Origin of the sequence: Synechococcus sp. A15-44 (assembly GCF_014280115.1) — a bacterium.
Classification (GTDB): domain Bacteria; phylum Cyanobacteriota; class Cyanobacteriia; order PCC-6307; family Cyanobiaceae; genus Parasynechococcus.
On record NZ_CP047938.1, the window covers coordinates 2015755 to 2038940 of the forward strand.

At 61.8% G+C, this 23186-nt stretch carries 38 protein-coding genes; 21 read left to right on the forward strand and 17 right to left on the reverse strand.

The annotated features are described in order from the left end of the window. The first annotated feature begins 1 nt into the window (after position 1). On the forward strand, positions 2-2134 hold the full coding sequence (gene brxL / locus SynA1544_RS11245; protein ID WP_186513695.1) for a BREX system Lon protease-like protein BrxL: 2133 nt from the start codon (positions 2-4) through the stop codon (positions 2132-2134). Continuing rightward, positions 2135-3061 carry a restriction endonuclease gene (locus tag SynA1544_RS11250; protein WP_186513702.1) on the forward strand — a complete coding sequence of 309 codons (927 nt, stop codon included), beginning with the start codon at positions 2135-2137 and terminating at the stop codon, positions 3059-3061. Between the two features lie 75 nt (positions 3062-3136). Here SynA1544_RS11250 and SynA1544_RS11255 read toward each other — a convergent pair whose 3' ends face one another. Further along, entirely contained in the window at positions 3137-3565 is a 429-nt protein-coding gene (locus tag SynA1544_RS11255; RefSeq protein ID WP_186513704.1) for a hypothetical protein, read from the reverse strand. A gap of 62 nt (positions 3566-3627) precedes the next feature. Here SynA1544_RS11255 and SynA1544_RS11260 point away from each other — a divergent pair, with 62 nt between their 5' ends. Together SynA1544_RS11260 and SynA1544_RS11265 are read left to right on the forward strand one after the other, a co-directional pair. Beyond that, a complete protein-coding gene (locus tag SynA1544_RS11260) occupies positions 3628-4437 on the forward strand; it encodes a hypothetical protein (RefSeq protein WP_186513706.1) in 810 nt (269 codons plus the stop codon). Positions 4438-4495: 58 nt separating this feature from the next. Continuing rightward, entirely contained in the window at positions 4496-4864 is a 369-nt protein-coding gene (locus SynA1544_RS11265) for a hypothetical protein (RefSeq protein ID WP_255477610.1), read from the forward strand. Positions 4865-4892: 28 nt separating this feature from the next. On the opposite strand, the gene SynA1544_RS11270 is transcribed toward SynA1544_RS11265, so the two are convergent. The 7 genes from SynA1544_RS11270 to SynA1544_RS11300 all read right to left on the reverse strand — a co-directional run bounded on the left by SynA1544_RS11270 (position 4893) and on the right by SynA1544_RS11300 (position 9364). Next, positions 4893-5198 (reverse strand): Nif11-like leader peptide family natural product precursor, encoded by a 306-nt coding sequence (locus SynA1544_RS11270; RefSeq protein WP_186513713.1) that lies wholly within the window; start codon positions 5196-5198, stop codon positions 4893-4895. Then, positions 5195-5344: a hypothetical protein gene (locus SynA1544_RS11275; protein WP_186513715.1), complete on the reverse strand. Its 150-nt coding sequence runs from the start codon at positions 5342-5344 to the stop codon at positions 5195-5197. Before SynA1544_RS11275 ends, SynA1544_RS11270 begins: the two co-directional genes overlap by 4 nt. A 432-nt stretch (positions 5345-5776) precedes the next feature. Further along, complete coding sequence (locus SynA1544_RS11280) at positions 5777-6058, reverse strand: hypothetical protein (RefSeq protein WP_255477611.1); 282 nt, start codon at positions 6056-6058, stop codon at positions 5777-5779. A gap of 175 nt (positions 6059-6233) precedes the next feature. Beyond that, entirely contained in the window at positions 6234-6827 is a 594-nt protein-coding gene (locus SynA1544_RS11285; protein ID WP_186513717.1) for a hypothetical protein, read from the reverse strand. Then, positions 6824-7654 carry a hypothetical protein gene (locus SynA1544_RS11290; protein WP_186513719.1) on the reverse strand — a complete coding sequence of 277 codons (831 nt, stop codon included), beginning with the start codon at positions 7652-7654 and terminating at the stop codon, positions 6824-6826. The genes SynA1544_RS11285 and SynA1544_RS11290 overlap by 4 nt, the downstream gene beginning before the upstream one ends. A gap of 458 nt (positions 7655-8112) precedes the next feature. After that, on the reverse strand, positions 8113-9048 hold the full coding sequence (locus tag SynA1544_RS11295; protein ID WP_186513721.1) for a major capsid protein: 936 nt from the start codon (positions 9046-9048) through the stop codon (positions 8113-8115). A 145-nt stretch (positions 9049-9193) separates the two neighbouring features. After that, positions 9194-9364 (reverse strand): hypothetical protein, encoded by a 171-nt coding sequence (locus SynA1544_RS11300; RefSeq protein ID WP_186513723.1) that lies wholly within the window; start codon positions 9362-9364, stop codon positions 9194-9196. A gap of 506 nt (positions 9365-9870) precedes the next feature. On the opposite strand from SynA1544_RS11300, the gene SynA1544_RS11305 reads away from it, so the two are divergent. The 4 genes from SynA1544_RS11305 to SynA1544_RS11320 all read left to right on the forward strand — a co-directional run bounded on the left by SynA1544_RS11305 (position 9871) and on the right by SynA1544_RS11320 (position 11175). Next, complete coding sequence (locus SynA1544_RS11305; RefSeq protein ID WP_186513724.1) at positions 9871-10038, forward strand: hypothetical protein; 168 nt, start codon at positions 9871-9873, stop codon at positions 10036-10038. Positions 10039-10047: 9 nt separating this feature from the next. Then, positions 10048-10254: a hypothetical protein gene (locus SynA1544_RS11310; RefSeq protein WP_186513726.1), complete on the forward strand. Its 207-nt coding sequence runs from the start codon at positions 10048-10050 to the stop codon at positions 10252-10254. A gap of 308 nt (positions 10255-10562) precedes the next feature. Continuing rightward, positions 10563-10808, forward strand: coding sequence for a DUF2811 domain-containing protein (locus tag SynA1544_RS11315; RefSeq protein ID WP_370594065.1), 246 nt, complete (start codon positions 10563-10565; stop codon positions 10806-10808). A gap of 130 nt (positions 10809-10938) precedes the next feature. Continuing rightward, a complete protein-coding gene (locus SynA1544_RS11320) occupies positions 10939-11175 on the forward strand; it encodes a hypothetical protein (protein ID WP_186513728.1) in 237 nt (78 codons plus the stop codon). Positions 11176-11484: 309 nt separating this feature from the next. Here SynA1544_RS11320 and SynA1544_RS11325 read toward each other — a convergent pair whose 3' ends face one another. Beyond that, positions 11485-11754 (reverse strand): Txe/YoeB family addiction module toxin, encoded by a 270-nt coding sequence (locus SynA1544_RS11325; RefSeq protein WP_186513730.1) that lies wholly within the window; start codon positions 11752-11754, stop codon positions 11485-11487. Continuing rightward, positions 11741-12031 (reverse strand): type II toxin-antitoxin system Phd/YefM family antitoxin, encoded by a 291-nt coding sequence (locus tag SynA1544_RS11330; RefSeq protein WP_186513732.1) that lies wholly within the window; start codon positions 12029-12031, stop codon positions 11741-11743. The genes SynA1544_RS11325 and SynA1544_RS11330 overlap by 14 nt, the downstream gene beginning before the upstream one ends. Before the next feature lie 259 nt (positions 12032-12290). Between SynA1544_RS11330 and SynA1544_RS11335 the strand changes: the two genes are divergently transcribed. Then, on the forward strand, positions 12291-12458 hold the full coding sequence (locus SynA1544_RS11335; protein ID WP_186513734.1) for a hypothetical protein: 168 nt from the start codon (positions 12291-12293) through the stop codon (positions 12456-12458). Between the two features lie 158 nt (positions 12459-12616). Here the strand turns inward: SynA1544_RS11335 and SynA1544_RS11340 are convergent, their stop codons facing one another. Further along, on the reverse strand, positions 12617-12886 hold the full coding sequence (locus tag SynA1544_RS11340) for a hypothetical protein (RefSeq protein WP_186513736.1): 270 nt from the start codon (positions 12884-12886) through the stop codon (positions 12617-12619). Positions 12887-13289: 403 nt separating this feature from the next. Here SynA1544_RS11340 and SynA1544_RS11345 point away from each other — a divergent pair, with 403 nt between their 5' ends. The 6 genes from SynA1544_RS11345 (at position 13290) to SynA1544_RS11370 (ending at position 16756) form a co-directional block, all read left to right on the forward strand. Continuing rightward, positions 13290-13574, forward strand: a complete 285-nt coding sequence (locus tag SynA1544_RS11345; RefSeq protein ID WP_186513738.1) for a hypothetical protein — start codon at positions 13290-13292, stop codon at positions 13572-13574. Positions 13575-13894: 320 nt separating this feature from the next. Then, positions 13895-14119: a DUF2811 domain-containing protein gene (locus SynA1544_RS11350; RefSeq protein WP_186515565.1), complete on the forward strand. Its 225-nt coding sequence runs from the start codon at positions 13895-13897 to the stop codon at positions 14117-14119. Between the two features lie 89 nt (positions 14120-14208). Then, positions 14209-14487, forward strand: coding sequence for a hypothetical protein (locus SynA1544_RS11355; RefSeq protein ID WP_186513739.1), 279 nt, complete (start codon positions 14209-14211; stop codon positions 14485-14487). 404 nt (positions 14488-14891) lie between these two features. After that, the gene (locus SynA1544_RS14910; protein WP_255477612.1) at positions 14892-15029 is read left to right on the forward strand and encodes a hypothetical protein; all 138 of its coding nucleotides are present in this window, start codon (positions 14892-14894) and stop codon (positions 15027-15029) included. A gap of 114 nt (positions 15030-15143) precedes the next feature. Then, positions 15144-16325, forward strand: a complete 1182-nt coding sequence (locus SynA1544_RS11365; RefSeq protein ID WP_186513740.1) for a DUF4912 domain-containing protein — start codon at positions 15144-15146, stop codon at positions 16323-16325. Between the two features lie 47 nt (positions 16326-16372). Continuing rightward, complete coding sequence (locus SynA1544_RS11370; protein ID WP_186513741.1) at positions 16373-16756, forward strand: hypothetical protein; 384 nt, start codon at positions 16373-16375, stop codon at positions 16754-16756. Between the two features lie 45 nt (positions 16757-16801). Here the strand turns inward: SynA1544_RS11370 and SynA1544_RS11375 are convergent, their stop codons facing one another. The 3 genes from SynA1544_RS11375 to SynA1544_RS11385 form a co-directional block, all read right to left on the reverse strand. Next, positions 16802-17707 carry a hypothetical protein gene (locus SynA1544_RS11375; protein ID WP_186513742.1) on the reverse strand — a complete coding sequence of 302 codons (906 nt, stop codon included), beginning with the start codon at positions 17705-17707 and terminating at the stop codon, positions 16802-16804. Between the two features lie 71 nt (positions 17708-17778). Beyond that, positions 17779-18051, reverse strand: a complete 273-nt coding sequence (locus SynA1544_RS11380) for a PIN domain-containing protein (RefSeq protein WP_186515566.1) — start codon at positions 18049-18051, stop codon at positions 17779-17781. A 58-nt stretch (positions 18052-18109) separates the two neighbouring features. Next, positions 18110-18370, reverse strand: a complete 261-nt coding sequence (locus tag SynA1544_RS11385) for a prevent-host-death protein (protein ID WP_186513743.1) — start codon at positions 18368-18370, stop codon at positions 18110-18112. Positions 18371-18591: 221 nt separating this feature from the next. On the opposite strand from SynA1544_RS11385, the gene SynA1544_RS11390 reads away from it, so the two are divergent. Beyond that, positions 18592-18792, forward strand: a complete 201-nt coding sequence (locus tag SynA1544_RS11390) for a hypothetical protein (protein ID WP_186471691.1) — start codon at positions 18592-18594, stop codon at positions 18790-18792. Next, a complete protein-coding gene (locus SynA1544_RS11395) occupies positions 18789-19052 on the forward strand; it encodes a hypothetical protein (protein WP_186513744.1) in 264 nt (87 codons plus the stop codon). Before SynA1544_RS11390 ends, SynA1544_RS11395 begins: the two co-directional genes overlap by 4 nt. A gap of 17 nt (positions 19053-19069) precedes the next feature. Here the strand turns inward: SynA1544_RS11395 and SynA1544_RS11400 are convergent, their stop codons facing one another. Further along, positions 19070-19627 carry a hypothetical protein gene (locus SynA1544_RS11400; protein ID WP_186513745.1) on the reverse strand — a complete coding sequence of 186 codons (558 nt, stop codon included), beginning with the start codon at positions 19625-19627 and terminating at the stop codon, positions 19070-19072. Between the two features lie 375 nt (positions 19628-20002). Here SynA1544_RS11400 and SynA1544_RS11405 point away from each other — a divergent pair, with 375 nt between their 5' ends. Beyond that, complete coding sequence (locus SynA1544_RS11405; protein WP_186473426.1) at positions 20003-20269, forward strand: ribbon-helix-helix protein, CopG family; 267 nt, start codon at positions 20003-20005, stop codon at positions 20267-20269. Next, on the forward strand, positions 20269-20697 hold the full coding sequence (locus SynA1544_RS11410) for a type II toxin-antitoxin system VapC family toxin (protein ID WP_186471687.1): 429 nt from the start codon (positions 20269-20271) through the stop codon (positions 20695-20697). Before SynA1544_RS11405 ends, SynA1544_RS11410 begins: the two co-directional genes overlap by 1 nt. 9 nt (positions 20698-20706) lie before the next feature. Here SynA1544_RS11410 and SynA1544_RS11415 read toward each other — a convergent pair whose 3' ends face one another. Next, on the reverse strand, positions 20707-20988 hold the full coding sequence (locus SynA1544_RS11415) for a hypothetical protein (protein ID WP_186513747.1): 282 nt from the start codon (positions 20986-20988) through the stop codon (positions 20707-20709). A 16-nt stretch (positions 20989-21004) separates the two neighbouring features. On the opposite strand from SynA1544_RS11415, the gene SynA1544_RS11420 reads away from it, so the two are divergent. Beyond that, positions 21005-21262: a hypothetical protein gene (locus SynA1544_RS11420; RefSeq protein ID WP_186513749.1), complete on the forward strand. Its 258-nt coding sequence runs from the start codon at positions 21005-21007 to the stop codon at positions 21260-21262. A 45-nt stretch (positions 21263-21307) separates the two neighbouring features. Here SynA1544_RS11420 and SynA1544_RS11425 read toward each other — a convergent pair whose 3' ends face one another. Beyond that, entirely contained in the window at positions 21308-22147 is an 840-nt protein-coding gene (locus SynA1544_RS11425) for a hypothetical protein (protein ID WP_186513751.1), read from the reverse strand. A gap of 151 nt (positions 22148-22298) precedes the next feature. Between SynA1544_RS11425 and SynA1544_RS11430 the strand changes: the two genes are divergently transcribed. Continuing rightward, entirely contained in the window at positions 22299-23180 is an 882-nt protein-coding gene (locus tag SynA1544_RS11430) for a hypothetical protein (RefSeq protein WP_186513753.1), read from the forward strand. Positions 23181-23186: the final 6 nt, after the last annotated feature.

Below are 23186 nucleotides of genomic sequence, written 5' to 3' on the forward strand. Positions count from 1 at the left end.
CATGAGCATCAGCACCCCAGCCGCCCACAGCCCCCTGGATCAAAAGATCCTGGAGCACTTCCCTGGCTTGGTGGTGCGCAAAGACCTCACCACTGAGCTGAAGCAAAACGCAGTGGTCCCCACTTACGTGCTCGAGTACTTGCTCGGCCAGCACTGCGCCACCGACGACCCTGAGCAGATCCAAGACGGGCTCGAGTCCGTGCGCCGCATCCTGGCCAAGCACTACGTGCACCGGAACCAGGCGGAACTGGTGAAATCCACGATCAAAGATCGGGGCAGCCACAAGGTGATCGACAAACTCACCGTCTCCTTCAACGAGAAGGCAGGCTTCCACGAGGTGGAGTTCACCAACCTCGGCATCAAGAAGGTTCCGATCGACGACTCCTACGTCAAACGTTTTCCCAAGCTGCTGGTCGGTGGCATCTGGGCCATCACCGATGTGGAGTACGAACTCCCGGTGGATCCCAAAGCCAGCCCCTGGCAGATCGCTGGTCTCAAGCCGATTCAAGTGGCTGGGGTCAGCTTCGAGGATTTCCTTGAAGCACGATCCCAATTCACCACCGATGAGTGGATGGACGTGCTGATGCAGAGCGTTGGCTTCAATCCCGAGCCGTTTACGAGACGCGGAAAGTTGCTCACCTTGATCCGCCTGATTCCCTTCTGCGAACGCAACTACAACCTGATGGAGCTCGGCCCCAAAGGCACCGGTAAGTCACACGTCTACGCCGAGTTCTCACCCCACGGGATGTTGATCTCAGGCTCTGAGGTCACGGCACCCAAGCTGTTTGTCAGCAACGCCAACGGCAAGATCGGCCTGGTGGGTTATTGGGACTGCATCTGCTTTGACGAGTTTGCCGGTAAAGACAAGAAGGTCGACAAGACGTTGGTCGACATCATGAAGAACTACATGGCCAACCGCACCTTCTCGCGGGGCATTGAGCAGCTCTCAGCAGAAGCCTCCATGGTGTTCATGGGCAACACCCAGAAGTCGGTGGCCTACATGCTCAAACACTCCCACTTCTACGAGCCACTCCCCGATAAGTACATCGATTCGGCCTTTCTTGATCGCATCCATGCCTTCAACCCGGGCTGGGAAGTGCAACCAGTGCGCCATGAGCTGTTCTGCACCGGCTATGGCTTCGTGGTCGACTACATCGCTGAAGTGCTGAAGCACCTGCGCACCGAAGACTTCACAGGCCTCTACAAACAGCACTTCGAGATCAGCTCGGAAGTGTCCACGCGTGATCAAACCGGCTTTGAGAAGACCTTCTCAGGTCTGATGAAGATCATTCACCCCGATGGCAAAGCCACACCCGATGAGATCGGCGAACTATTGGAGTTCGCCATGGAATGCCGGCGGCGTGTGCGCGAGCAAATCCTGCGCATCGATGCCACCTTCAAAGCCAACGACTTTGACTACAAGCCTCTGACTGGTGGTGCAGCTGTTCGCGTGCAAACGCCAGAAGAGAAGCAGTATCCACAGTTCGCCAACCTCCGGCCTGGGCTTGTGGATTCGTCCGGTGGCTCTGATCCCGCAGTTGACGAACAAGCGGCGACAACCACTGAACCAACTACAGGCACGCAAGTGGCATCCCAGCCATCAGCAACTTCCGTTTCAGCAGGGTCGGAGCTGAAAGAACATCACCTCGTGGTGCCAGAAAACAGCAAGGGCTGGAGCTATCGCCGCATTTTTGGCGACTACGTGCAGGGTTGCAGCGGCATCATCATCAAAGACCCCTACATCCGTGCCTTCCATCAAATCCGCAACCTGGTGGAGTTCCTACGCATGGTGAACGAACTCACGCCCCAGGGCGATGAAGTGAGCGTGCACTTGGTGACTGGAGCTGACAGCGATGCACCCGAGAAGTTTGAGAGGCAGATGGAGAACCTCAACCAGGTCAAAGACTCCTTCGCCGAGACGGCCACACCGTTCAGCTTCGAGTTCGATGCCAGCCCTAACTTCCATGCCCGGAGCATCACCACCAATCACGGCTGGAAGATCAGCCTTGATCGTGGCCTCGACATCTTCCAATGGTTTGAAAGCTCAGCCTTGAATGCTGCTACCAACTTGCAAGAAGCAAGGCTCACAAAGGGTTGCGAGGTGAGTTTTATTCGGGTCGAGAAGGAGGACTAAATGGCTGATCTTCCCAAGTGGCATGAGTTCATGCTTCCTCTCCTGGAGGTGCTCAAGGAAAAGGGTGAGCTCTCGAGGAATGACGCCATCGATGAAGTCGTACAGAGAGTCGGTTTATCGGATGAGCAATTGGCCATCAGCCAAGAGAGCAATGGTAAGAGTGTCGCCCGGGGCCGGATTGGCTGGGCATCGTCCTATCTACGAACAGCAGGAGCGCTGATTGGCCCAAAACGCGGTTATTTCGCGTTAGGCCCAAACGCGAATGCATTGTTCGAACTTGGCAGACCGATCAAACGGGCTGATCTCACTGGATTTCAGCAGTGGCAAGAGCATCACGCCGCCAAGCAAGCGAAAAGCCAATCGACACCGGACAGCACGAGCGACCTCAACACCGAAGACAGCACTCCGGAAGATCTGATCGAGGCGGGCGTTAAGCAGATCAAAGAACAGTTGGTCTCTGACCTGTTGGATCAGATGAAAGAGATGGATCCTCACGATTTTGAGGGTCTGGTGTTGGACGTGCTGGCAGCGATGGGCTACGGCGGCGGATCGAGGCAAGCCATGCAAGGGGTGCCGCGCGGACCTGATGGGGGCATCGACGGCAAGATCAACGAAGACAAGCTTGGCCTGGATCAGATCTATATGCAGGCGAAGCGCTATTCGGAGAACTCCGTCTCCAGCGAGAAAGTTCAGGCCTTCGTTGGAGCCATGACCTCAGGCGGTTGCCGAAAGGGAGTTTTTGTCACCACCAGCAAGTTCACGGCTGATGCCATCCGCTTTGCTGAGAGCATTCGCGATCCACGCCTTGTGCTCGTCGATGGGGACAAGCTCGCCAACTTGATGATTCAGCACGGCGTGGGCATCCAAACCAAAGAGGTGATCAAGATCTCCAAGATTGATCTCGACTTCTTTGGTGGTGAGGATTGAAGGGGTTCGCTTCCCCTACCTGCGACATTCACCACCATCTCATCAATCTGAACTCTGCCTGCACAGGGTCTGACTTCAGCTGAGATCCAGCACGGTCCAGGTGGTGGTGCTCACTGGACCGCAGGCAAAGCCGCAGGTGGTGATTTCAAAAGCCACCCAACCTGGATGGTCAACGCTGTTGAGAAAGGCCACCACATCAACGGCCTCATCAGCTGCATCTTGAATCGCCAGATGGGCAGCCCACTGGGCCTGCAGCTCGGTGCAGAGCAGCTCCGGCTCATCGGGCACCTCATGGCACCAGAACCCACGCACGGTTGAAGCGTTCGGCTCACCGGTGTCGTTGAACACCGGCTGGCCTGTGGATGGGCAGAAGAAATTCCAGTCCTCCCTCTCCAACTGGATCAGCTGCATCGACTGCTGATGACGTGCTTGCCCCTTCTTTAGCTCCGGTGTACCGACTTGCCGCAGCGCTGGTCGGCAATAGCGGCAGGGGAAGGGGGACATGCCGCAGGTCCTTCCATGCTCCGCGCCTGGGCAAGGGTTGCACCAGCCAGCCGGGCTGGTCGTTGGGCTCCGCTGCGCTGCGCCATCGGTCGGTGGCTGGCCCTTGCCGGACGGCGCGGCTGCAGGGCGGGTCCTGCGTCACCTCACCTGTGGCTGCTCATCCGTCCCATCGCGCTTCTCTCTCCTTTCCATCAGGCAATGCCAAAACCGGGCCGATTGCGGTCTCCAGCACCAGCCGCCGCACCTGCCCCTCCAGCTGCTCGCTGGCCGGTGATCAGGGTTGCTACGCAGAAGCGGGCTTTCACACCCGGCTGCACTGGGATCGGCTCAGTTCCGGTGCCACCGGCAGCAGCGCTGCTGCCTTGATCAAGCAGGTGCTGGCGCTGCCGGCCGGGGTGCTGTTTCGCCATTGCGTTGCCGGTGATCAATGGCCGGATCCAGCCGATCCGCTGCGCATCGATCAAGCCCTGTTGCTTCAGCTGGCCCGGGCCACACGCCATCTGCGGGCAGCCTGGTCGTTCACCCACTACCCGATGAGCCCCGAAAATCAGGCCGCATTGCGGCAAGCAGCGGCCAAAGGGTTGGTGGTCAATGCCTCCACCGAATCCCGCCGTGCGGCAGCGGCTTTAGTGCGCCAGGGCATCCCGGCGGTCTGTGTGGTGCCGTCCGATGCACCAGCGGTGTTCCACCACGAGGGCGTGCGCTTTGTCGCTTGTCCGGCCTGCCGCTCCGGTGCCGGCCCCAGGATTCAGTGCAGCAGCTGTGGCGGCCGTTTTGGTCTGCCCCTCTGCGCCCAGGCCGATCGGCCCTTTGTGATCAGCTTTCCCGCCCATGGCGCCCGCGCTGCAGCAGCAGCCGCTCACTGCAGCTGAGGGGATTGCCCCTGATGAATGGGCTTGCTCCGGGCCGCTCCAGTCTGAGGCCCTCCTGATGTCGGGCCTCCCCTGGGCTCGGTCCCATCGCTGCGCCGCACCGGCGCCGATCACCATGGCCCTCATCACCTCAATGGCTGCAGGTTTTGGCTCCCCCCAGGAGGATCCATTCCTGTTGCTGGAATCCACGCTCAAGGCGGTGGAGCGCATCCTGAGGCATGCCTCTCAGCAACCCCTGCAGCGCTGCTGGATTGATCACCCCTATGGAGAAGAGGAGCTCACCCGCCTTGAGGAGGAGGTGATCCCGGCGATCAGCCGCTGCCTGCAGCGCATTGATGAAATTGATCGTGCCCTGGAGCAGCAGCTGGAGGGGCCACGAGAACAGTCCCTGCAACGCCAAGCCAATGGAGGTTCGGATGGCGGCTGAGGGCTCCAGCAACCTCCAGATCCACTGTTTAGCGGTGCTGCTGCATCGAGCCGTTCACAACCGTTCCTTCTGCTCGCTCACCCTGCTCGGCCACCGCCCAGGCCCTGCCGTCGGCGGGGTTGATCGTTTCGCACTGTTGATCCAGCCAGCACAAGCGATGTTCCTCCCGCTCCGCCTCCATTGCCCGCTGCAGGTCCACGCGGGTGATCCGATAGCCGAGCTTGCGGCCCGCCAGGATCAGGGCATCGTTCGTGCGGCAGTGGCGCAGCAGCCAGCGGATCGAGGAATCCTGCTCGGCATCATCGACGAACCGCTCGAGTTCCTGCCTGCTCACAGATGCTGCACCTCCACCTCCCGGGTGATCTGCAGCATGCCGTCAATCGAGGCAATGACCAGGTTCACGGCGCTACCAATCCATGCGATTGGCTGGCTCCAGCTCCCATGCCGCAGCCAGCAGAGTGGTGGCGACGGTCTTGACACCTCATCCCCCGAACGGCGGGGTTGGATCCCGACACATTTGTATCCCAACGAACTGTCATGGCTAGACCGGTGGAAGCCAGACGAGGGCCCTGTGTACACCCGCTACATCTTTCGCTCTGGGGAAGCCATCTACTCATCGGAACATCACCATATCCCTGGCGTTCGCTGCTATTCGACAGGCGAAAACCATCAAACATGTCTTCTCCTAACGGAACGGGCAGAAACAGAATTCATCACATGGAGCAAGGGGACGGGCCTGAAATCCGTTAAGCCCTTAGCGTCTGAATAACACCCGTCGGTTGAAATCTCCACCACCTCACTGACTGCCAGAAACATGCTGGCGAAACTCGAAACATTTTGAAAATAGATCAGCTCCAATCAACAAAAAACGCCCCTCGAGGGGGCGCTTTCTTGCCGATCAGTGACACCAGTTCAGCTGGTGGTAGGCACGCCCCGATCGGTACAGGCGGCAGAGCTGCGAGCAATGGTCGGAGAAAGGTGGGCTGAGGTGTCGACACCGCGATAGGCGGTGACACGCAAATGGGCCAGTTGAGCCTCAGTGAGGCGTTGCTTGCGCTGGGTTGCGCGCTTGACGAGGTCGAGAGGTGACATCAACGTCTCCACAGTGTCCGGGTCCCCGTTGCATGACCCCGGATCGAACTGCACCTGCAAATGACAGGCCAACGATGTTTGTAATTTATCGAGGTCGATCAACGATCAGCGTGCTCAGCAGCACTGAGGCGGGTCCATCAGCAACACATTTTCAAGCGCAATTCGGCTTTCCCTACCGGCTCTGAGGCAAAAACCAGGCGTACGCAGGCGCTGGAGGTCGCTGATCCTTCACCATCCCGTCGCTGGCTGCATGCCATCAATCGAGGCAAGACCAGGTTCACCGCGCTACCGATCCATGCTCGGCTTGTTCCAACTCCCGTGCCGCAGCCAGCAGGGCGCTTTTGCTCAGGCCGCGATCCAGCAACACGCCATGCCGCTGCTGCATGGCCGTGATGATCGCTGCCTTGGTCATCGCCTGCAGATCCATGCCATCGGCGCTGCCGGCGGTTGGTTCCTCAACGGCTGCCGCCATCGCTTCTGTTGCTGGCATCAGCATTGATGGCTCGGCTTCCGCGTCCTGCATGGCCTCGCTCACGCTCACCGCGCCACCATCACCCTCCGCTGCTGTTGCTGTTGCTGTTGCTGTTGCTGTTGCTGCGGTTGCGGTCATCCCCTCACCACCAGCCCCATCGATCACCACCGGATCCGCATCAATGGCTGGTGTTGTCTGCGCCTCTGCTCTCGCGTCTGCTGGGGGCATCGGCGCATCCAGGCCATTCAGCCGTTGCCAGCCCAACGCCAGCCAGCCCGCGCCATGCACCGCCGGGGTGTGGATGATCCGCTCCCCCAGGCGGTAGCTCTGCCAGTCCTCGCTGCTCTGTCCCATCGCGTTTCGTTTGGTGGTGGGCTGTCCTGTTGAGGGCGCTGTCATGGCAGCAGCGAGCGGCCGTTGATCTCCAGCCGCTCCACCCATTTGCTCTGCGCCTCCTGATAGCCGCTGTCGCCACTGCAAAGCAGCAGTGCCGGGGTGCGCTCCGCCGCTGGCAGGCCGCCATCACCGCTGACCGCATCCACCAGGCGGGCCTGCGGGCAGGCAGCCAGCAGATCCGTCAGGGAAAACACGTTCTCCAGCCAGCTGCTGCCATTGCTCAGCACCGGGCTGATGCCACCGGGGGCATTGCTGCCGTCGTATCCCACGATCAGCACACCGTGGGTGTCGGCCTGCCAACGGACCGTGAGCCGATTGCTGCCGTCATTGCGCGTTGCACCAATCGCCTCGCTGATCGCCGGGCTGAGTTGATCGCTGCAGCACACCAGCACGCGGATGTCTTCCCCGGCGGGATCACCAGCAGCGTTCAGGTCCACCAGCAGATTGAGGTAGGGCGTGGCCACCGTCACAGCTTGTGCTGGTTCCACATGGGGCCCAGCTGGACCGGGCTGGTTCTGCCAGACGATCAGCAGCTGCTGGAGTTCAGCAAGCGGCAGCAGGTGCAGGCCGCAGGCGCCGTAGATCGCCTTGTTGCCGCTACCGCCGCCCTGGAAGGCACCGGCCTCATTCACTCGAGCCGTCGTGGTCAGGGTGATGCCAACACCGCTGCTGTGCGGTTGCACCCGGGCGCTGTTCACCGAGCAATCCAGACCCGCCAGAGGCGGTCTGCGGCGCGGCATCTGCTGCCGCCAGCGGTTGGCATGCACCACCGGCACCAATTGCTGCAGGTTGTCCTTCTCCAGCGAGCGCCAGCTGCGGCTGCCATGCACGGCCACTGCACCTGGTCTGCATCGGCGGCATCGATCTGCAGGTCATGGCCGCTGATGAACGCCTCCACCCGACCGCCTTCTGCCGGCAGTGACACCGTGGCAGCGCTCTGGTAGCTGCCGAGGCTGCCATCCATCCGCTGCGGCGCCAACTGCAGCTCCACCGTCACCGCCTGGTCGTGGCCGGAATAGCAACAGATCAAGGAGAAGCGCACGGCGGCATCGAGCTTGGTGCTCAGCAGCACTTCGGTGCCGGAAGCCCGCTGCTCGGCCACTGGATGATCGGCGCCAGCCGCCACAGGACCGATCAACACGGTGACGGCATCAAGCAGGGGATTGCTCCGCGCTCGGATGTGAGGAATGGGCAGGCCGGCCATGGTTCAGAGATGGGGTGGATGGATGGAAGAAGGGAAGGGAAGGGAAGGGAAGGAAGCGTGACCAACAAGGGCGACAGCAGCGTTTCAAGGAGCCGCTGCGGCCGTCATCGCTGCCGGTGGCGTGATCCCATGCAGCCGGCCGGCGGACCTGGGGTGCAGCACGGCAAAACCGACGTACCAATCCACCCGCGTGCGGAACACCGGCGCATCAGGCACCTCCCCCAGATCCCGCACCGAGATCCCATAACGCCCCTGGAACGGTCCCTGCAGGCCGGTCACACCCTGATCACCGAGGGCGAGGCAGTAGATCGAGCTGGTGCCACCCGCCTCGTCGTAACCCATCACCTCACGGCCCTGGGCATCACGGTCCACCGTCAGGATCTCGCAGTCCTGGTAGCGGTGCACCGTCATTCCCAGCGCATTGGTTTCAGCGCTATAGGAACAGCACTGCTCGCTGCGGGCGAGGGCATTGAGCTGCCGCCGCATCGCTCGGCTCATCAGCAGCACCTTGGGACGGCCCATGCCGTCCACCGAATCGATCAGGGCATCAAGTGGATCAAAACTCAGCGGTGCATCGCCGTTGTCGATCGCCATCGCATCCGCTGGCGGCAGCCGTTTGGCCAGGCCATCAAAGGCGCGGGCATCAGCGCTGGCATCACCGTTCACGATCGTGGCCTCCAGGGTGAGGCGCATCGAGCGGATCTTCATTTCGATCTGGCTGGCGCGGGCCTCGGGGCCCATCAGATCCACGATCGAGCGGTCCACATCCACATCACCACCAAAGAGATGCACCGCCTCAGCGCGTTGATCGATCACGCCATAGCTCTGGCTGTAGCCCTCGTTCACGGCACGAAAGCCAACGGCGGGCAGTTCTGCTTCTGCGGCATAGAACAAGCCGCTGCCGTTGATGTTCAGAAAGGGCAGGCGGCCGAGCAGTTCACCTTCTGAGAAGGTGCGCAGCACCGCCAGGTGTTCCAGGCGGGTTTCGTACTTGGCTGCCTCGATCAGGGTGAGGCCCATGGCAAGGGAACGGGGCCAGGCCCCAGCGACGTCACCGTCTATTGCCGAGCTGTCACGAACTTTCCAGCAGAGGAAGGCTCAGCATTGGCCGCAGGCCCATCCGTGAACGGGAAGGCAACCAGCACGATGTCGTAGCGGCTGAGCATCAGCCGGCAACGATCGCTTCTCCGTCCGAGAAGCTGTCGAGGTCAGGCTCTGCGGCCAGATCGTCAAAGGCTCCCCCCGCCATCGCCATCTCAGCCAGGGCTGCGTTGCTCAGGTCGCTGTTGTCCTGCTCCAGCGGCTTGAGCAGCCACCAAGCCAAAGGTTGGCTCATGGATCAAAAAAAAGCTCGCCGCCACACGTGGCCTTTCTCGGACCACGGCCAGTAGGGCGCGGTGAGTTCGCGAGAGCAGGAGCGCAAAGCCTTGAGGCTGATCCCATACCCATCTCCTGCCGCCAGGTCGATGATCTCTTGCGGTGATGTGCAGCGACGAATCGCCTGCTGCAGATCGGAACGGCTGTTACAGGCGGCAACCCAAGAGCGGAGAGCGCTCAAGTCCGCTTCAGAGAGAGAAGAAGGGGAGAAAGCTGCTGCCAATCGGATTTACACTTTTACTCTACAGCGCGACCAAGAACATCTCGTCCATCATCGGCGGAAAAGTGTTGTTAACAGGCGCATCCGCTACTGGCTAGGGAACATGAACACCGCTTCATTGGTAGGTAGCGGCCGGTTCTTTCGGCAACACTCAGCCGGCCTGTCCGCTGCGACCGATCACCTCGCTGGCTGGAGCAACCGCAGCACCATTGAGTTCGTGGAAAATAACCTCCTGAGGAGGAACCATGGCGCGACTGGAGGCCTGGATGGACGGGGTGGTCGATGGCCCTGATCGGCGCCAGGAGCTCAGCGAGCTCGCCTGCCAGCTTGGTGGCCAGCTGGAATGGCTGGACCCGCGCAATGGCGAAGTCAAGCTTGCCTGCGGGGACGAGGCTCTGCTGGTCACCGCATAGATTGAGCTGTTGCCCGGCAACAGGCTGCGCCTTCTGCTCAGCAGTCGGGAAGGGATGAGCACCGGCGCCCAGGTGACGGCGGCAGCCCTCGAGGCGATCCTCCAGGGCCTGTTGGACATTGCGAAAGGAAGCACCGTGCGCTTCCGCTCAGACCGTGATGGACCACTGCTCAAACCGCAGGGAATTGCCATTCCTGCTGCTCCTCCCATGGACTGATCAGCAGCCGTGAACAGAGCACGTCTTCACCAAGCAACGCCGTCTTTCCACAGTTTTTCCACAACTCCGTCAGAGCCCAATCCAGGTCTGCCAATCGGTTCCGGGTATTCCGGGGAAAACAAGCCTGCCCCTTGACAGGCGGATCTCACGCCTTTCAACTTTGTGCCCCACGACACATGCCAAAGAACCAAGCCCAGTGCTGGCCTTGATTCTTGATGGGGTGCATCGCTTAAGCGGAGCGAATCCGCTTTTTTGACATCACTGCAGGCGCCATGGCCTGATGGCTGGGTTGACAGCCATGGGACGAGTTGAACGAGACACCCGATGCGATGCCAGTCCACGTGAGTGTGGAAAACCAGCTACCGGAAGACCTGCATCGCGCCATGGGAGTTTTTATCGCCGAACATCCGCAGTGGGACCAGTACCGACTTGTTCAGGCCGCCATTGCGGGCTTCCTCTTTCAGCAAGGCTGCAAGGAGCGTGCTGTTGCTCAGCATTACCTCGCAGGCCTGTTTCACCAACAGACCTGCACCCCGGACGCTCTGCATTCCTAGGGCCCTGCAGCCCTGTTGAGACCCATAGCAAGTGCAAAGCAGCAGCTCCCTGAGCTGCCACAACCACGCCAGCGCAGTGCCGGCCCCTGGGGCTTGATGAGGCCATTCACTGCCCACCGCCATCACTCAGATGTCATCCTGTTTCCTGCTGCGTGACGGCCGCAAACAGGCCTGCACCGTTGTTCCTTCTGACCTGCAGGTGTTTGTCTACAGCGACCAGGCTGGAGAAGAGGTGCGGGCCTTGTTGGATCCCGCCAGTCAGCAGCGTCTGCTGCGCGCCCAAGCGCCGGCACCGGTGCAGAGCCTGCGGCGGTCCCGCAGGAACCGCATCTCACCGCCACAACAGCGCAACCCTGCCGCTGCCTGAAACCAGCAGCGGCAACAGCAGGGGACTGCGCTCCTGCCATGACTGCCACCCCATCGGGGCACTGGCCTGCTCGCTCGACAAGGATCAAGCCATGCACCCCTGCGGGGTGTCCTTGCCTGCGCTGCGCGTTTCCCCCATCCAGCAGGTGTCATCCAGTCCGTTGGCTCGCCAGTACTCCTCCAGGCCCTGCTGCAGCGTCAACTCGCAGTCCTGGAGCTGGCATCTAATCAGAAGCAGGTATCCGCAACCTCACCTGGAGTCACCAGCAGCCCGCAACGTCGATGGTCATTACCAAGCTGGCTGCACACCTCATCGGTAGTGGTAACGACAGGCCAGGATCACCAGTGTGTCGCCCTCCAGTCGGTAGACGAGGCGATGTTCGTCATCGATGCGGCGCGACCAGCAGCCCGAAAGGTTTTCACGCAGCGGTTCCGGCTTGCCGATCCCTACGAAGCAATCACGCAGGCAAGCCTGGATCAGTTGGTTGATCCGTCGCAGCTGCTTGCGGTCCTGACCCTGCCAGCAGAGGTAGTCCTCCCAGGCAGCGGCAGTCCAAGCCAGCCGATCAGCTGCCGGCATCGAGCGAATCGACTTCGTGCTGATTGGAATCGATCAGGGGATGCCTCAGCAGCTCACCGCGCTCGGCCTGTTCCAGGGAGCGCTGCAGATGGGCAGCATTGGCGGAAGAGCGAAGCAGATGGACTGTTTCCATCAGGCTGTTGTAGGTGTCAAGCGACATCACCACGGCGCTCTGGGAGTTGCGCCGCGTGATCAGAGTCACATCGGCATCCGATTCGACGCGATCCAGAACCGCCTTAAAGCTCTCGCGGGCCTCGGAAAAGGTGACGACCTGCATTGCACTCGTCCAAGTTCTTGTACAACACCCTAGAGCCGGCTGGCGCGTCACGCTGCAGCACTGTTCAGATCGTGACCAATACCCCTTTGCGGGGGAGCCATACGGCTTTGGAGGGCACCGGAAATGGCTGGCCTGCGTGACTTGAACCCTGTCGCTTGACCAGGAGCACGCGAGGTCTGACCCCATCCAGGCACTGGCCTGCTTGCTCGGCAAGGATCGAGCCGTGCCTCAGCGGTGGGGTCCCTCGCGATTGCGCTCCATGGCCTCCGCAGTTCCAGCACTCTCCTACCCGATCCGTTTCCTCTGCATTCATCGCTACGCGCCAGGTGTGCGCAAAGGCGGCACCAGCCCCTATGAGCTGCAGTGGCTCGGCAAGCGCGGCAAACCCGTCAAGAAAATGCGCCTGAGCGCCGCTCACTTGCGGTAGGTCGTGCCGTTACTACCGCAGCAACCTGGAGCCGTTGAGAGTGCAGTGCTTGATCTCTGGATGAACGACGAAGTGCAGGTAAGACAACCAAAGAAACGATCACTGCATACCCGAGGGAATCGTCAAGGTGGTGGCAAGTCCTGCCACGCCGGCGATGGTCAAGACGGTGTCCTGCAGCGCTGCTTGAGAAGGGTCTGCAGGCGGGGCACTGCATCCGGCTGGGCCTGCATCAGAAACGCCTCGCGTTCGAGCAAGCGGTTGGTGTGGTGATAGTTCCGCAGCAGGATCGCGCTGATCTCACGTTCCACCACCGGATTCAAAGGGCCGCTGACTCCCAGGGGCGTCAACTGACCCGACGGGCAGCTCTGGATGGCATGCACCGCCTCGTGCAGAAAGGTCTGCCGGGCAATCCCCAGAGGGATCGTCACAGGTGCAATCCACAGCGTTCGGCTCTTGCTGTCAAACAATCCATAGGCACCGCGCTTGGGTGGCGGCGCCAGTCGGATCTGGAAGCCATAGGCCTAGAGCTCACGGGCCAGCGGCTGAACCTGAACTGGCAATTGCCCCTGCCTGTCCTGGGAACCGGCCGAGGACGGTGACGCTGCCATGACGACAGTCACCAGCCCTGCCCAGGCCACACCCTCCACGATCCGCATCGCTCTGTCGTTCTTGCCACTGCTCTCACGCGCACGCGGTGGATGATGGCCTCATAGCGATGGATGCGATGGCACGCCTGGAAGCCGTTCTCGGCGGCATGGAGCACGTGGAGCACGGTCCGGCATTTCAGACCGATCTCGAGCGACTCAACACCGCACTCACTGGTCACCTCGAGTGGTTGGATCCCCGCAATGCGGAACTGAGGCTCGCTGCGGACCCGATGCTCTCCTGGTCACTGTGCTACTTGAACGCCTCAGCCCCGATGGCCTCCGCATCCTCGCCACCCGCCGTGAGGGCATGGGCACCGGTGCACCCCACACCACCGCATCCCTCGAGCGGGTTCTGAACTGGCTGCAGCAGCGCCAGCCAAATGCTCAGCTCCGCTTCCGCTCCGATCGCAATGGCCCCCTGCAGCAACAAGCGTCGATCGCGACTCCAGATGCCCCTGCTCCGCACTGATCAGCAGCGGTGAACAGCGCTGTTTTCACCATCTCGCGCGCGGCATTCCACACCTTTTCCACAGCCTTGAACCGCTCAATCAGCCGCGACAACGGCCTTCCGAGCCAGAACCGTGGAAAAGCCTCTTTCCACTTGACGCGGGGCGTTGAGCGCTCCAAGCACTGTGTCCCAGAGCACATACGACCACTTAAAACCCGGTAGCAGCGTGGATTCTCAATAGCGCCTCTCGCCTCTGTCGCTCTTTTGACAGCACTCCGCGCCCTGTGGCCAGATGGGGACGTTGACAGCGAGAGAGCGTGTTGCAGGAGACACCCGATGCCATGCCCGTTCACGTGAGTGTGGAAAACCAACTCCCAGAAGATCTCTACCGGGCGATGGGCCTGTTCATCTCCGAGCATCCCCAATGGGACCAGTACCGCCTGGTGCAGGCCGCCATCGCCGGATTTCTGTTCCAGCAGGGTTGCAAAGATCGTTCGGTCGTTCGCCACTATCTCGGCGGTCTCTTTCGCCGCAATGACTGCCCAGCTTCCCAGCCTCTTGTGTAACCCCGGCGAACTGCCACATCGGGCCGTTGCCGACTCAGCGTTCCAGCGTCTCCATGGGTGCAGCTCCGCTGCTTCTGTGCACTGACGTCATGGCCCCCTGCTTTCTGCTCCGAGACGGCCGTAAACAGCTCTTTGATCAGGTCCCCGATGGCCTGGCGCTGTACCGCTACCAGGACCAAGCAGGTCAGGACATCCAGGCCCTGCTCGATCCCGCCAGCCAGCAACGGCTTCTCGGTGCCCAGCCCCAGCCCCAGCCCCAGCCCAGTCATAACGGGAACAGTTCTGCCCCCAAAGCGGGCACGATCGAGGGCAGCAAGATCCGTCCCCTCCGGCGACCCCACCCACAGAGCGCACGCCGGAGCGCCTGATCAGCATCAGGTCCTCCACGTCTTGCAGGTTCTGCATCACAGCGTGCACAAGCCGTTGGCACTCCTGGAGATCAGCTGACGGGCGCCATGGCCGTTTCTACGGTTGAACCCAGGAGGTTCGCTGGGACACCGACAGGCGCGGTTCAGCTACGGGCGCATGGGAGTGGTGAATCGTTGCGCCATCGGCGTCCGCGCCCGTTCACCCATGCGGGCCTGGGCCCATGCAATGGAACCAGAGGCGCCCCTGATCGATGATCTCGAACCCTCGCTCCATCTGATCCCCCTCCAGGATCAGGACCGCCCCCCAGAGGAGCGCCTGGGGGGCGGTCCTGCCGATCTTTCAAGAGGAGCTGCGCTGCTGGTGCGAGGAGCCCAGCCTCTGGCCCCAACCACTCACTCTCGAGTTGTTCCTGCTCTGGTTCGATGTGCGCTTCTACGGCCTCATCGACGATCTCCACATGGCTGAACCCCTACGCAATCAACCCACACCAGACGAACGCCAGCTGCTTGAGGAGCTGCTGAGGGAGATCGAGGCCAACTGAACCTCCAAAGGCCTGCAGCGCAACGACTCAGCTCCGGTGGCCATCCGCTGACACGGCACTCGTCCCCTCGCCGAACAGAGGACGATTGCCTCGCTTGTGGTGAGAAGCGGATTGATGCTCAGACCTGATCAAGGCCAGGGCCCCCTGGGATCGATTCCCCAGCGTTACGGCAGCCGCGCCCTCAACAGCCTGCGTCGTTTAGCCCGCATGAGCGGTCTTGGCCCGGTGGCGGCACGCCTCAAGCCGGCGGCACTGAAAACCGTGCTCCACCTCCGTGGTGTGCTCAGCGCTGACCCCGACGCCATCACAGACGCCAGCCCAAAAGCGATCCCAGACGCCGAGCCCGCTGCTCCTGCGGTCTCCCAACCAGCAGCCGATTCCTCGTCACACCAGCCGCCAACCGTGATCCAGCTGGTGGCCCAGGACGCCCATTGGCTCCAGGTGACCTGGCAGCTCTCGGCCAACGCGGCAGACCTGCTCCACAGCGCGACTGGGAATTCACTCGCCCTGCGCCTGATGCCCGTCGCGGACGACTCCGGCTCAGGAGGTCTCACACCGATGGTGCGCCTGGAGGTCATGGTCGATGCAGGCAGCACGAGCTGGTGGTTGCCCGTTCCCGTCAGTGGTGCCGCCTATCGCATCGCGCTCGGCCTCAGGCAAGCCGGTGGGCTCTGGCAGTCGCTGGCCATCTCAGAGGCGGTGATGGTGCCCGTCGCGGCAGACGATCCGCTGCCCCCAACGTCCGGGCCCCTCAGTGACCTGGAGACCATGGCCACACCGATCGCCTCAGCGGTCAGCACGGCCGGGGTGGACCACGAACGGCTCTACCAACTGGCCACCAGCGCCAGCCCCAGGCGGCGCCGCGTCGGTTCCGAATTGCTGCATGAGCAGAGCCGCAGCCAGGCCCTGCAGCAACAGCAGGGCGCCGAAACAGCTCTGCATGCCTCCGGCGCCGGCTTCTGGGCCAGTGGCCGCAGCGCTTCCGGCATGGGGCTCTCCGGCGCAGGCGTCCAGCCGCGCCAGCGGTCCTTCTGGCTTGTGGCCGATGCCCAGTTGATCGTCCATGGCGCCACAGACGCGACAGCCCAGCTCCAGATCGGAGCGGAACGCATCGACCTCGAGGCCGATGGCACCTTTCACATTCAGGTTCCCTTTCCTGATGGTGAACAGCGGTATCCCATTGAGGCCACTGCAGCCGATGGCGTGCAGAAACGATGGAAACATCTCGTCTTCTGGCGTTCCACACCCCAAGCGCAGCTCAACCGGCGAGAGGACGCGCTCGCGGAGTGGTTCTGATGGGTGTCCTCAACCGGTGTGCCTTTGGCATCAGGCCTAGGCAGCCGATGCTTGCCTGGATCCGCAACCTGGATCCCACCTCGGCCTTTCTCGATCTGGACGATGGCGCCTGCGAACCGACTCTCTATCTGATCCCCGAGGGCGACAGCGAGGCCGGCACCGACAAGCTGCTTGACAGCTGCTTCGCTGCCATCTTTGAGCAGGAACTGGAGAGCTGGTGTCTCGATCGCACCGCCTGGCCTGAACCACGGACCCTGAGGCTCTTCCGGGACTGGTTTGAACTGACCTTCTATGACCTGGTCGAGGATCTCGCCGATGAGGAGCTCTGCGATGAAAGCGCAAGCCTCATCGATCAGCAGCAGACTCTTGACGTCAGACAACCGTCTGAACGGCAACCTCTGAGGCTGGTCCAGGGATTCGGCGGCAGCTGAACCAGGAGCCAGACCACAGCGCGCAGGTGACTGGGTTGTCTCGCATCACTCCAACGCCATCGGCTCACAGCCAGGAGCGATACCGGCTGCGCTGGCGCCGGGCCCGTTGCCGCTCAGCCGCTGTACCGAACTGCGGGCTGGTCCATGGCGCTCCGGCATCACAAAGCCAGCGCGGTACAGCTCCGCAGCACTCATCGCCTGGGGGTTGATCACCTCCCCAAAGCCACCGGCCACTGCAGCACCAGCTGGCGCCGCCAGTCCCGGGCCGCTGGTCAGGGGGGTAGCGCCTATCGCTCCCCGTTGCTGAAACAGGAAGCCGTACACCGGGTGAATGCGCAGCGCATCCATGAAATCCGCCGTGCTCATCGGCCGGCCGTCATCCCCCAGCAACGGCTGGCCCTGGCTGTCGAGTGGTTCGAGCTGGTCCTGGCCCTCCTTGCTGCTGCTGAGACGGAACGCATCCCACAGCTGCCCTTTGAACACCTGAAAGAAGGTGCCGCGTCCATCGCCGCCGGTGCGGCCTTCCGCCTCTGAAAAGGCGCGTTCCAGCAGCCGTTCCTTGCGCAGTTCCAGCTGCTGCTCGAGGTGCTGCTTCTGCCGTTCCGCCTCCTGCAGGCGGGCGTATTCCTCGGGGTTGATCTCAGAGAAACGGGTCAGCTGCTGGCGCAGGCCGCGCAGTTCCTTCTCCAACTGGTTGCTGCGGCGGCGTTCGGCCTTGAGCGCTTCTGTCAGGCCATCGCTGCCCTGAGTGATTCCGGCGTCCATCTCCGCTGGGGCACTGCGATCGGCAGCAGCCATGGTTGTGGCAGCTCCGTCGTTGTTGAGGGGCTGCTCTGCGTCCATGGCGACCTGGGTGTCGAGGCGGTCGCTGCTGCTGGTGGTGCTGTTGCCCGTGGCGCTGGCGGCAGGCTTGCTGCTGCTGGCAGAAGTGGTTGTGGTGGTGGAAGCCATGACCCGTCTCGGCTGTCAGTGGATGCGGCAACCCATCGCGGCGCTGCCATCCCCTGTTGCCGAGGCGATGCTCAGCTGTTCAGATAACGCTCCACATTTGCACTGGTCCAGGTCGCAACGCCGGTGCCAAAGAAGTCCTGGTCTTCCGTCCAGATGGCGCACTCCAGCTGCAATCCCAGAGCCAAGGCCGGCCAGTCATCAGCGTCACGGATCCTGGCCAGCGCCTCTTCTCGAGCCGACTCCAGCACGGTGTCCTCAATTATTTGAACCACGCGCATCAAGCTGAGCAGTGCCTCGGTGCAAACAGCTTCATCGAGGTTCTTGTCCCTGGCGAGATCGGCGATGTAGTGGGCTGACGAATCAGGATGTTGGCGTCAAGGACCAGGCGTTTGCGCTCCACCGTCAGGGCTGATGCTGTCGCTGCCGCCAAGCTTGGAAGTCCGCGCTGAGTTCCTCTTCTGTGAGCCCAAGACGCTCGAGCTCAGCCTGCATAAGCCGGCCGGCCTCCAGGAGACGTTGTCGCTCGTCCTGTTCACCCTCCTGGGGGAAGGGCACGTAAAGGCCAATGGTGCGGCCGTGGCGCGTCACCTCGATGGGTGTCACTGATTCGAGGTGAGAGGCCAGCTTCGCCCTGAGTTCACGGATGCCAACACGGACAGCCACGACAGCAACCCCGCAAATGTGTACACATTCTAGATCTGAGGTGGGCGATTGCCTGCATAGACGCAGCAACCACCAAAGCCATGGGCAGGTATCGAACTCCAGCACCTTGAGCCGGGTGCGCGGGTCCACAGGGGCCAAGCGATCGGCAGCCCATCGCGGCGCTGCCATCCCCTGTTGCCGAACCGCAGATCTTTTCCGACGAGGCGCTCTAACCTGTTCATATGACCAACGTGCAAGCTATCGAAGCTGCCGTCGAGCAGCTGGCCCCTGAACAGCGAGCGGAGTTTCGGGCCTGGTTTGAAGCGTTTGATGCCCGCGAATGGGATTTGCAGTTGGAGCAAGACCTGCAAGCTGGGCATTTGGACTGGTTAGCGAACGAGGCTCTTGATGACCTCACTGCCGGTCGCTGCACCGATCGGTGAAGCATCAGGCCAGTCCCCGCTTCTGGTCCTGCTATCAGGCCTTGCCTACTGATGTGCAGGACCTGGCCGATCGTGCTTATGAGCAGCTCAAGGCGGACCCGCGCCATCCCTCGCTACATCTCAAGCGTATTGGACGATTCTGGTCCGTTCGCGTCGGTCTCCGGCACCGTGCACTGGCCGTCGAGGCGTCAACGGATGCGTTGCTGTGGGTGTGGATCGGCACCCATGCCCAATACGACAAGCTCCTGAAAAAGGCTTGATCACAAGTCGGAGACGTTCATCCCCGATTGGGCTTGAGCGTGCCAAAGATCCGCTCACCGATCAGCGGCTGCACCAGCGCACCGATGCCGCCAGAGCCGTAGTTGGCGCCGAATTCCAGGCCATGGAAGGCGGTGAATTGCGCGTAGGGGTCCACATCCGCATCACCAGCAGCATTGAGCAGCGCCAGATCCCCCAGCCAGATCAGCCCCTCGCAGGGCGCCACCACGGTGTAGCCATCTGCGGCCACCCGGCGGCCGTGCTGTTGCCACACCAGATCGCTGCTCAGCCAGATCGCACCCGGGTTGGGCGGCAGGCGGGCGCTGCGGCAGATGAAGCCGTTGCAGGTGAAGTCACCGGTGTCCACCCCCGAGCCGTTCTCTTTGCTTGAGATGTCATTGGCCCGCTCAATGAAACACTCGAGCACATGACTGGCCACCACCGCGGAGGTGGTGTCACCAGGGGTGGCGTTCTGATGCAGCAGCAGCCGGACATTGGCAAACCGCTGCAGGGGCGTGGGGCCCCAGAGTGCAGCATTGCGTCTGTGCTGCCCGCTCGAGAAACGGCGCGGGCTCACCATCGCCGGCGGCGGCCACCGAACCAGCAATCGGTCCCGAGCTGCTCTGCTGCTCGATTGCTTGCTCCTGTTCAGGGCCGCCTGCCAGCAGTTGCTGATCGATCAGGGCCACCGCATCGAGCAACGCCCGTGCGCTGAGCACCCCGGCCGGATGCCGGCGCTCCAGATCCGTCATCGCCCGGCTGATCGCGTCGAGGCAGGGCACGGTGGCGGGCAGGGCCAGGGCCTGACGAATCGCTTCTGGGTCGTTCGGTTGCCAGCTGGTCATGCAGAAGCCGGTGTGATGCCGGCCAGATCCCCCAGCCATTGCCGACCGCGCGATCATCTGTATTACAATTGGTCCATTAGTAATACAGGGTTCGTCCCTGGCGGGGCATGCCGCTCACGGTGAGACTGGATGCCGACACAGAACACTGCCTGCAGGACCTCCTGGCCGAAACGGGCCAGGACAAGAGCTCATTGATCCGCCAGCTGATTCGCGAGCGTTGGCAGCAGCGCCAGCCATCGGCCTCGATCACCCAGCAACTCGGCGGCCACCCCGACGGCTTCCTTAGCACCCTGCCGGCTGGCAGTGCGGAGCGTCAGCCGAGGCGTCGGCTGCTGGATCAGCGGCTTGCAGCGCGACGGGCGGAACGAGCCTGATGCGGCGGATCCTGGTTGATTCGGGCATTCTGCTCAGCTATTACCAGCAGCAGGAACTCCTTCATCAGGCGGTTGTCGCGTTCTTTGATCGGGTTGCCGCGCAGCTGATCACGTCCTCGATCTGCATCGCTGAAGTGCTCTGGCTGCTGGGGGATCCCCGCGATCCACGCGTTCTGGCGGCTCAGAATCACCTGCTGGGAGCTGTCAGCCGCGGCGGCATCGAGGTGATCGATCTGCGGCCTGAGGACTACGCCCGCATCGCGGAACTGAATGAGCGCTACGCCGACCTGCCCGGTGATTTTGCCGACCTCACCCTGGTGACGCTTTCAGAGCGATTGAACGTCGCCGAGATCCTCAGCCTCGACAGCGATTTCGACGTCTATCGCCGCTACCGGCGTCAACCCTTCCACCGGGTCCCGCTCAGCTGAGGGAGACCATCAGGCTGTGGCCGGTGCGATGCCGGCCAGATCCCCCAGCCATTGCCGCAGGGCCACCTCGCTGATGATCCCGCGTTCCTGCAGCTGCAACATCTCGCTCACCGTCGGTTGCGGTTTGGGTGACGGTGCCAGCGGGCTGATCTCCACCAGCAGTGCCGGCCCCTCCTGCACAGGAAGCAGCTCACCGGTGATCGCGCACCAGTGCTGCAGCAGCGAGGAGAACATCGAGGCCTTCTGAATCGCCTGGCTCTGCAGCAATGCATAGGCCTGGGATGCCGCCATCGAGATCTCCGTTGCTGTGCGTGGCGCCCTCCGGCAGATCCAGCACCGTGTTGGGCCCGAGCACCACCGGCTCCTGCTGCGAGGCTGCGGTGCTGCTGCCCATCGGCCCGGCCACCCCGGTGCGCACACCCACCGGCAGGGCGGTGCGATACAGCAGCTCCTGGTAATCGCTCTGGCAGCGGAAGTGGTTGAGGTACTGGTGCGCCAGCCCCAGGTGCGGCAGTTCCCCTTCCCCAAAGGCGGCGCCATGGCTGGCGTACCAGATCGCCGGTAGTTGCTGAATGCCGCTGTAGCGGCATTGATCAAGCCGCTGCCGGCGCTAGCCAGTGGGGGATTGCGGATCTGCCACCAGGGCCTCGGTGGTGAGGTGCATACCCGGTCCGCCGGGACCAGCCGCCGACAGTGAGGCCGTTCGGTAGATCCAGGGGTGGAGCGGCGGCCCCTGCCTGGGAGCGTCCTCCCCATCGGTGGGCAGGCCATCGACCCGCCGCTCACGCCAGCTGATCGCCACCGGCAGGGAGCGCACATCGGGCTTGCGCCAATCGAGCACATCCCGGCGCTCCAGCAGCAGCAGCCGCGGCAACGAGAGCCGATCGCCGCTGCGCAACGCCTGCTGGCGGTCCCCCTCACTGGGCCATTGATGCTGCGGCGGGATCACCCCCACCAGGGCGGCGCCATCGCGCAGCACCAGCAGATCAGCGGCTTCCAGAAACACCCCCAGGTCGGTGCCGCGACCATCCACATCGCTGATCGCCGCCTGCAGGGAGGCCGGCAGCTCCCGCCAGTGACTGGAGGCCAGCATCCCCGCGAAGGTGCGCAGCGCATCGCGGAAGAACCCCGATGGCAACGTCGCCTCCACCCGCCGCCGGTAGACCGCCTCCGGCTCCCGCTCACCCCGGCTCAGGTACTGCTCCCGCCGCCCCGCCAGCAGCTCCAGCAGTCCTGCACCAGCTCCAGCCGCGGCAGCAGCGCCGCCAGGCTGGGGTGCAGCGGCCAGGGGGATGCATCCGAGGGGAGCTGGGTCAAAGCCAATCAGCAGCTGCTGGCTATTGCCGGTGCTCCCCTTGCGCTGTACCGCAGTCCGCTTCCGAACCGGAAGGGATGGAAGAGCTGCGTCAGGATGTTGGTGCAGGATGGTTCTCAGACCCGCGAACCACACGTACGGTTGACGAAGGTCGACACAACGCCACTGCTATCACAGCCCGCGAAGATCCCTTGATTGTCACCCTGCGGTTGGTTATCGGAAAACAATCGGCATGCCGATGGGGTTATTGGAACCATCGAATATCTAGTTAGGTTGAAGAGAGAACATGCCTACTATCTCATCTGTGCAAATTCCAGCACCCAAGAGTTGGGATGAGTTCGAAGACGTAACTAAATCAGCCCTAGAGGCAACATGGAAAGGCACTTTAAGCCGCCATGGTCGGCAAGGACAGCGGCAAGATGGTGTCGACATTTATGGCGAGAATGCCAAAGGAGAATTTGTCGGAGTGCAGTGCAAAAACACCTCTAAAGGTGTCTCCGAATCGGTAATTGACTCGGAGATTAGCTTGGCTGAATCGTTCCAGCCTGGGATAAGCACTTTGTATATTGCAACGACCGCGCCGCGTGACGTTAAAATACAAGAGTATGTGCGGAAAGTTTCTAAGGATAGAAGGATAAAAGGTCAGTTCAGTGTCGAGCTGTTGTTCTGGGAAGACGTCGCTCAGTTTCTGGCGGAAGACGAATCCAAGTTCTTCGCACATTACCCACAATTTGCACCGAAGGCATTTACAACAGCGGACAAGAATCTGTTTTCTCAGTTTGTAGCATTACTCCCATCATCAAATGGCGTAATTCAATTCCTTAATGAGAACAATATGGCGGGCTTTTCATTTAAAAGAGAAACATTTGATCCATTGAAGGATTTCTGCGCTCTTTGGGACAACGCAGAGCACGAATTCCACGAGCAGACATTGGAGGAATTACGCAAACATTTACTTACGAAAGCGAATGAATACTGCGTGCTATTAGCTCTTGAAACTTGGCCAGTAAATTCAGACCCCCAACGTTCTACAGTTCCACCTGAGTGGGAGTACGAAGACCCGGAAAGATTCAGGAAGGTAGTGGGTGACTTCCATAGGCTTGCTCAGGAAATTGTCAAAACACACCAACAAGTCGTCCGTGAAGGGAAGAAGTATCTTGGAGTTTGAACCTAA

Bases quoted from the DNA above. Each gene is read 5' to 3' on its own strand.
- brxL (WP_186513695.1), top strand. From the start codon at position 2: ATGAGCATCAGCACCCCAGCCGCCCACAGCCCCCTGGATCAAAAGATC.
- SynA1544_RS11250 (WP_186513702.1), top strand. From the start codon at position 2,135: ATGGCTGATCTTCCCAAGTGGCATGAGTTCATGCTTCCTCTCCTGGAG.
- SynA1544_RS11255 (WP_186513704.1), bottom strand. From the start codon at position 3,565: ATGTCCCCCTTCCCCTGCCGCTATTGCCGACCAGCGCTGCGGCAAGTC.
- SynA1544_RS11265 (WP_255477610.1), top strand. From the start codon at position 4,496: ATGTCGGGCCTCCCCTGGGCTCGGTCCCATCGCTGCGCCGCACCGGCG.
- SynA1544_RS11285 (WP_186513717.1), bottom strand. From the start codon at position 6,827: ATGACAGCGCCCTCAACAGGACAGCCCACCACCAAACGAAACGCGATG.
- SynA1544_RS11295 (WP_186513721.1), bottom strand. From the start codon at position 9,048: ATGGGCCTCACCCTGATCGAGGCAGCCAAGTACGAAACCCGCCTGGAA.
- SynA1544_RS11300 (WP_186513723.1), bottom strand. From the start codon at position 9,364: ATGAGCCAACCTTTGGCTTGGTGGCTGCTCAAGCCGCTGGAGCAGGAC.
- SynA1544_RS11305 (WP_186513724.1), top strand. From the start codon at position 9,871: ATGGCGCGACTGGAGGCCTGGATGGACGGGGTGGTCGATGGCCCTGAT.
- SynA1544_RS11320 (WP_186513728.1), top strand. From the start codon at position 10,939: ATGTCATCCTGTTTCCTGCTGCGTGACGGCCGCAAACAGGCCTGCACC.
- SynA1544_RS11325 (WP_186513730.1), bottom strand. From the start codon at position 11,754: ATGCCGGCAGCTGATCGGCTGGCTTGGACTGCCGCTGCCTGGGAGGAC.
- SynA1544_RS11330 (WP_186513732.1), bottom strand. From the start codon at position 12,031: ATGCAGGTCGTCACCTTTTCCGAGGCCCGCGAGAGCTTTAAGGCGGTT.
- SynA1544_RS11335 (WP_186513734.1), top strand. From the start codon at position 12,291: ATGGCCTCCGCAGTTCCAGCACTCTCCTACCCGATCCGTTTCCTCTGC.
- SynA1544_RS11350 (WP_186515565.1), top strand. From the start codon at position 13,895: ATGCCCGTTCACGTGAGTGTGGAAAACCAACTCCCAGAAGATCTCTAC.
- SynA1544_RS11355 (WP_186513739.1), top strand. From the start codon at position 14,209: ATGGCCCCCTGCTTTCTGCTCCGAGACGGCCGTAAACAGCTCTTTGAT.
- SynA1544_RS11365 (WP_186513740.1), top strand. From the start codon at position 15,144: ATGCTCAGACCTGATCAAGGCCAGGGCCCCCTGGGATCGATTCCCCAG.
- SynA1544_RS11370 (WP_186513741.1), top strand. From the start codon at position 16,373: ATGCTTGCCTGGATCCGCAACCTGGATCCCACCTCGGCCTTTCTCGAT.
- SynA1544_RS11375 (WP_186513742.1), bottom strand. From the start codon at position 17,707: ATGGCTTCCACCACCACAACCACTTCTGCCAGCAGCAGCAAGCCTGCC.
- SynA1544_RS11390 (WP_186471691.1), top strand. From the start codon at position 18,592: ATGACCAACGTGCAAGCTATCGAAGCTGCCGTCGAGCAGCTGGCCCCT.
- SynA1544_RS11405 (WP_186473426.1), top strand. From the start codon at position 20,003: ATGCCGCTCACGGTGAGACTGGATGCCGACACAGAACACTGCCTGCAG.
- SynA1544_RS11410 (WP_186471687.1), top strand. From the start codon at position 20,269: ATGCGGCGGATCCTGGTTGATTCGGGCATTCTGCTCAGCTATTACCAG.
- SynA1544_RS11415 (WP_186513747.1), bottom strand. From the start codon at position 20,988: ATGGCGGCATCCCAGGCCTATGCATTGCTGCAGAGCCAGGCGATTCAG.
- SynA1544_RS11430 (WP_186513753.1), top strand. From the start codon at position 22,299: ATGCCTACTATCTCATCTGTGCAAATTCCAGCACCCAAGAGTTGGGAT.